The sequence below is a fragment of the Aeromonas sp. ZOR0002 genome, assembly GCF_963866995.1.
GTDB lineage: Bacteria > Pseudomonadota > Gammaproteobacteria > Enterobacterales > Aeromonadaceae > Aeromonas > Aeromonas caviae.
This window is the reverse complement of record NZ_CAWMFQ010000125.1, coordinates 1-4,562: the sequence shown is the minus strand read 5'-3', so window position 1 is coordinate 4,562 and position 4,562 is coordinate 1. Positions and strand designations below refer to the sequence as shown.

The 4,562-nt window shown below is 64.3% G+C and carries 5 protein-coding genes; 2 read left to right on the top strand and 3 right to left on the bottom strand.

Translation table 11 applies throughout. The annotated features are described in order from the left end of the window. The first annotated feature begins 146 nt into the window (after nt 1-146). Together AACR77_RS07160 and AACR77_RS07155 are read left to right on the top strand one after the other, a co-directional pair. Nucleotides 147-1,001: a DnaA ATPase domain-containing protein gene (locus tag AACR77_RS07160; protein WP_010675546.1), complete on the top strand. Its 855-nt coding sequence runs from the start codon at nt 147-149 to the stop codon at nt 999-1,001. 127 nt (nt 1,002-1,128) lie between these two features. After that, nucleotides 1,129-1,764: an SDR family oxidoreductase gene (locus AACR77_RS07155; RefSeq protein WP_042880594.1), complete on the top strand. Its 636-nt coding sequence runs from the start codon at nt 1,129-1,131 to the stop codon at nt 1,762-1,764. Between the two features lie 56 nt (nt 1,765-1,820). On the opposite strand, the gene AACR77_RS07150 is transcribed toward AACR77_RS07155, so the two are convergent. From AACR77_RS07150 to AACR77_RS07140, 3 genes are all read right to left on the bottom strand, one after another. Further along, nucleotides 1,821-3,014 (bottom strand): ABC transporter permease, encoded by a 1,194-nt coding sequence (locus AACR77_RS07150; protein ID WP_042880592.1) that lies wholly within the window; start codon nt 3,012-3,014, stop codon nt 1,821-1,823. After that, on the bottom strand, nt 3,011-4,147 hold the full coding sequence (locus tag AACR77_RS07145) for an ABC transporter permease (protein ID WP_042880590.1): 1,137 nt from the start codon (nt 4,145-4,147) through the stop codon (nt 3,011-3,013). The genes AACR77_RS07150 and AACR77_RS07145 overlap by 4 nt, the downstream gene beginning before the upstream one ends. Then, nucleotides 4,147-4,562, bottom strand: a 416-nt coding sequence (locus AACR77_RS07140) for an HlyD family efflux transporter periplasmic adaptor subunit (RefSeq protein ID WP_042880589.1), incomplete at its 5' end; no start/stop codon positions are given. The genes AACR77_RS07145 and AACR77_RS07140, both read right to left, overlap by 1 nt.

Genomic DNA, 4,562 nt, shown 5'->3' with positions numbered 1-4,562 from the left:
GGAGCCGCCGGGCGCAAGAGATGATCGATGAGGCCAAACGGCTGGCACAAGCTCAGGAGCCGGAGAATGATTGATACCAGGCGGCCACGAAGTGCACTATTGACCCCCTGCCCATCCAGCCATAGCCCTAGCAGAAGGAGAATTCCATGACAGATCCGCACGACCCGATGCGCCAGGCACTGGAAGAGATCGAGGCCAAACGCCAGAAAATCGCCAAGGCGAGACAGGAGCAACGGGCTCATGATCCCGAGCTCAAGCGTCACGTCAGCAGCCTGCAGCAACGTATTCTCCGACTGCGGGCCGCAACCGGCGGCAGCCAGTACGACTACGAGACCCTGCGCAAGGAGTACGACGCCAAGGCCAATGCCGAAGTGCGCGAGTTGCAGAAGGCCGCCCGCCAGGAGCGGATCCAGAAGCTGATCGCCCAGGCCGACCTCAATCCGGACTGGATCTTCGACAAGATGGATTCCGGTGACCCGGCCCTGCAATACCCCATCGAGACAGCCCGCTACTTCATCAGCGGTTTCGAGCACTGGGAGAAGAGCGGCGGGGGCTGCATGCTGATCTACGGCGATTACGGCACCGGCAAATCCACCCTGGCGGGTGCCGTGGCCCACGAGTTGATCGCGCGCCACCAGAAGTCGGTGATCTTCCAGCAGTGGGCCTCCATCGTGGACAGGCTCTTCTTCAACGTCATCCAGGATCAGGAGGAGCGCAACCAGTACCGCCGCGCCCTGGAAGAGGTGGACCTGCTGATCATCGACGAGGTGGCAGCCAACCGCGCCAAGATGGCGGAGAGTCAGTCCAGCTTCCTCGGCCACCTGCTGCGCCGTCGTCGCAACCTGTCCAAAAGCGTCATCATCATCACCAACCACAGCCCCCAGAGCCTGCATCAGGCCATCGGTGATTTCAGCTATGAGGCGATCAAGGCGTTCAATCCGGTGGACATCCACCTGAGCGGACCCAGCCGCCGTCCCAGCATCGGCCATTACAACGGTTGATCCCGTCGGGCCGGCGTCCCTGATGTCCGGCCCTTCATATCCCCTGCACCTCACAAATAAAAACCACTCTCATTTACAGAGAGCCATCCAGGCTCTAGGCTTGCTCTTTTGTTCGAGAGGGCCTGTCATGCCAACCACACTCATCTTCGGTGCCAGTCGCGGACTGGGCCGCGCCTTCACCGACCACGCACTGCAACTGGGCCACAGGGTCGTTGCCCTGGTGCGCCATGCCGACATGGCCAGCGAGCTGCATACCCTGGGAGTCGAGGTCGTCATCGGGGATGCCCTGGACCCCCAGGCCGTGGCCCAGGCTTGCCGCTTGGCGGACAGGGATGCCCGGGTAGTCTCCACCCTCGGCAGCTTTCGCCAGAGTGCACCGGTGGATTATCAGGGCAACCGCCATGTGATCGACGAGATGGAGCGCGTCGGGCTCAGCCGCCTGCTGCTTGTCACCTCCCTCGGTTGTGGCGACAGCTGGCAATACCTGCCCGAGCGGGCTCGCGCCGCCTTCGGACACGAGGTACGCCTCAAGAGCCTGGCGGAAAGCTGGCTGCAGACCAGCACCCTTGAGTGGACCATTTTACGCCCCGCAGGGTTGCAGGATGGGGAGCCCACGGGTCAGGCCATCCTGAGCCAGGGGCAAGAGAGGCATGGCCTGGTCAGGCGCCAGGATGTGGCGATACGGGGTTTGCAACTGCTCACCGACCAGGAGGCGTGCGGCCAGATCTATGCCATCGGCGATCCGGGTCTGAGTCAGCCATGATCCCTGTGAATGGCAACACGGTCAGCCCAGTGGCTGACCGTGTTGTTGCAAGGGGCCTAGTCGGTGGAAGACGCTGTCGCCCCATCATCCGGCCGCGTTGCAGGGCACGGTTGACGCCAGCGGAGCAACCAGCACGCCAGAGCGCCATACAGCAGCGCCAGTCCCCACAACTGCCACCAGTAGCGGGAGACCTGGGCAAAGTCGGCCCCCATCTGATTGAGGCGCAGGAATCCCTCGATGGCCGGCGTGCTCGGGGCCCACTGGGCCAGCCAGTTGAGGGGGGCCGGGATGAGCTCAAGGGGCCAGATAAAGCCGGCCAGGAAGACCAGCGGCAAAGAGGAGACAAGCACCACCTGGGTCGGCAGATCACGGCGGGTGAACAGGGCGCCGAGCACGATCCCGAGCCAGGTGGTGGCCAGCAGGAACGGCAGGGTAAAGAGCCAGAGTTCGCCGGGTACAGCGGTGCGGGCAATGCCGTAGTGATCGAAGCAGAAGCCGAAGAAGTAGGTCACCGGAAGGACGAAAAGAACCCCCACCACCAGGGTGCGGGCCAGCAACAAGGCCGGCACGGGGGCATGTTGCCAGTAGCCTGACTCGCCACGGCGGCTGCGCTGGTTCTGGGTCGCCCCCAGGATGCCGGTCCCCATCAGCAACACCTGATGCAGGATCAGCACGAATACCGCAGGCACCACGTAGTTCACATAGCCCATGGTGGGGTTGAATACCGGCAGCACATTGAGGGCCACCGCGTTCCAGCCCATGGCGGCCTGGGGCAGCGCCTCGCCCTGGCTCAACAGCCTGGCCACCTTCACCTGGGCGGCGAGCGTGCCCCCCGCCTGGGCCAGCCCTTCGGCAATGGTGCCATAGACCAGGAAGTAGGAGGCATCCCCGGCATAACCCAGGGTCACGCTCCTGCCCAGCATCAGATCCCGATAGAAGTGGCGGGGAATGTGCAAGATGCCGCTCGCCTTGCCGGTCAGCATCATCTGGCGGGCCTCGTCGAGCGAACCGACACGGGCCACCAGTTTCACCTGCGCCGTGGCATCGGCTATGAACTCCAGCTGGCGGGAGAGCTGGCTGCCATCCTCGTTGACCACCACCACGGGCTCTTCCCTGGGCAATTGGTGCAGGTAGGGCTGGGGGTAGAGGAAGGAGTAGAAGAAGACGCCGCCAAACAGGGTCAGCATGATGGCGCGATCCGCCAAGAGGGTGCGCAGCTCAAGGCGCACCAGATCCCAGAATCCCATCATGGCCTGGACTCCTCATGGGGCAGGGCCGCGCCCGACGGCGTCCGGTAGCGGTGTACCTCCAGCAGCAGGGGCAGCAGAAACAGCAGCAGAGCCCCGAGCTGGGGCAGGGCCGCCGTCAACGGTTGACCGTAGTTGGTTTGCCCGATCTGCAGCTCCACATAGTGGGAGATGGGCAGCAGGCTGCGCCAGAACTGGGCCACATCACCCATGGCGGTGACCGGAAAGGTGACCCCCATGAAGGCAAATCCCGGCGCCGTGTAGGCGCCAGCCAGAGAGAGCGCCCGCGCCGGATCCCGGATGATGGCGTAGAAGAAGGCCCCCATGGTGACGCAAGCGGCCGACGCCAGTCCCAGCCCCGCCGTCAGCACCAGCCAACTGCCTTGCATGGGGTACCCAAGCCCCTTGAACAGCAGCAGACTCCACGCCAGACCCCACCCCCAGCCGATGAGCACGTGGGGTAGCAGGGTACGCCAGAGGCCGAACCAGACCCCTCTGGTGGTCCAGTCCAACCCGAGGCGATCGGTGCGGGCCAGGGCGTTCAGGCCATAGAGCACCACCAGGATCTGCCACACCGCAGGCAGCAGGGCGCTCAGCAGAAACTGGGCGTAGCTGGAATTGATGTTGTAGAGCGCGGTAACCTGGCTCGCAATGGGTACGGATTGTCCCAGGGCACCGGGCAGCGTCTTGCCGTCGGCCATGGCCGAGAGCACGCCCACCTGGCCATTGAGAGTTCCCACCACCTGGGCCAGTGCGGAGTTGACCAGCTTGGCAATCAGGATGAACTGGCCATTGTTGAACACAGTCACCCTGGGTTGCGTCCCCTCGCGGGCATCCCGCTCCAGGTGATGGGGGATCACCACCAGGGCATAGATGTCTCCCCCACGCAGTGCCCTGGCCCCCTCGTCGATGGCGTCAAACTGCTGGGCGACCTTGAGCCCGGCGGAGCCATCGAGAGAGAACGCCAGTTGTCGGGAGAGGGTGCTGCGATCCAGATCCACCAGACCGACCTTGAGATCCCGCGCCAGGCCGGCTGAAAAGATCCAGCACAGGATCCCTATCAGCAGCAAGGGGACCCAGCTCGCCAGCGCCCGGCCGAACGGGTCCTGCCAGAGCAACCGCCATTCGCGTCCCATCAGAGCTCGACCAGCACGCTCATGCCGACCCGCAGCCCGTCAACCGGCTGCAAGGGGCGCGCTTCCACCTGGAAGCTTTTCATGTCAAACCCCTGGCGGGTGTCGGTGGCACGCCAGGTGGCGAAATCCCCCATCACGGCCACATGGGTCACCTTGAAGCGCACCAGCTGATCCCCCAGGCCGGGAATACGGGCATCAAACTCGGTACCGACCGGGAACCTTGGCAAGAGGTCCTCACGGACATGGAACTGGGCCCAGGCATCCTTCATGTCGAGCAGGGTCACCACGGGGAAGCCCTGGGGAGCCAGCTCGCCGCTACGCAACAGCACCTGGGCAACTTCCCCCTCGTGTGGGCTGGCGATGCGGGTATCGGCCAGATAGGCTTCCACTTCCGCCACGCCGCCAGCCGCCATCT

Coding starts and splice junctions, on each gene's coding strand:
- AACR77_RS07150 (WP_042880592.1), bottom strand. CDS start 3,014: ATGATGGGATTCTGGGATCTGGTGCGCCTTGAGCTGCGCACCCTCTTG.
- AACR77_RS07145 (WP_042880590.1), bottom strand. CDS start 4,147: ATGGGACGCGAATGGCGGTTGCTCTGGCAGGACCCGTTCGGCCGGGCG.
- AACR77_RS07160 (WP_010675546.1), top strand. CDS start 147: ATGACAGATCCGCACGACCCGATGCGCCAGGCACTGGAAGAGATCGAG.
- AACR77_RS07155 (WP_042880594.1), top strand. CDS start 1,129: ATGCCAACCACACTCATCTTCGGTGCCAGTCGCGGACTGGGCCGCGCC.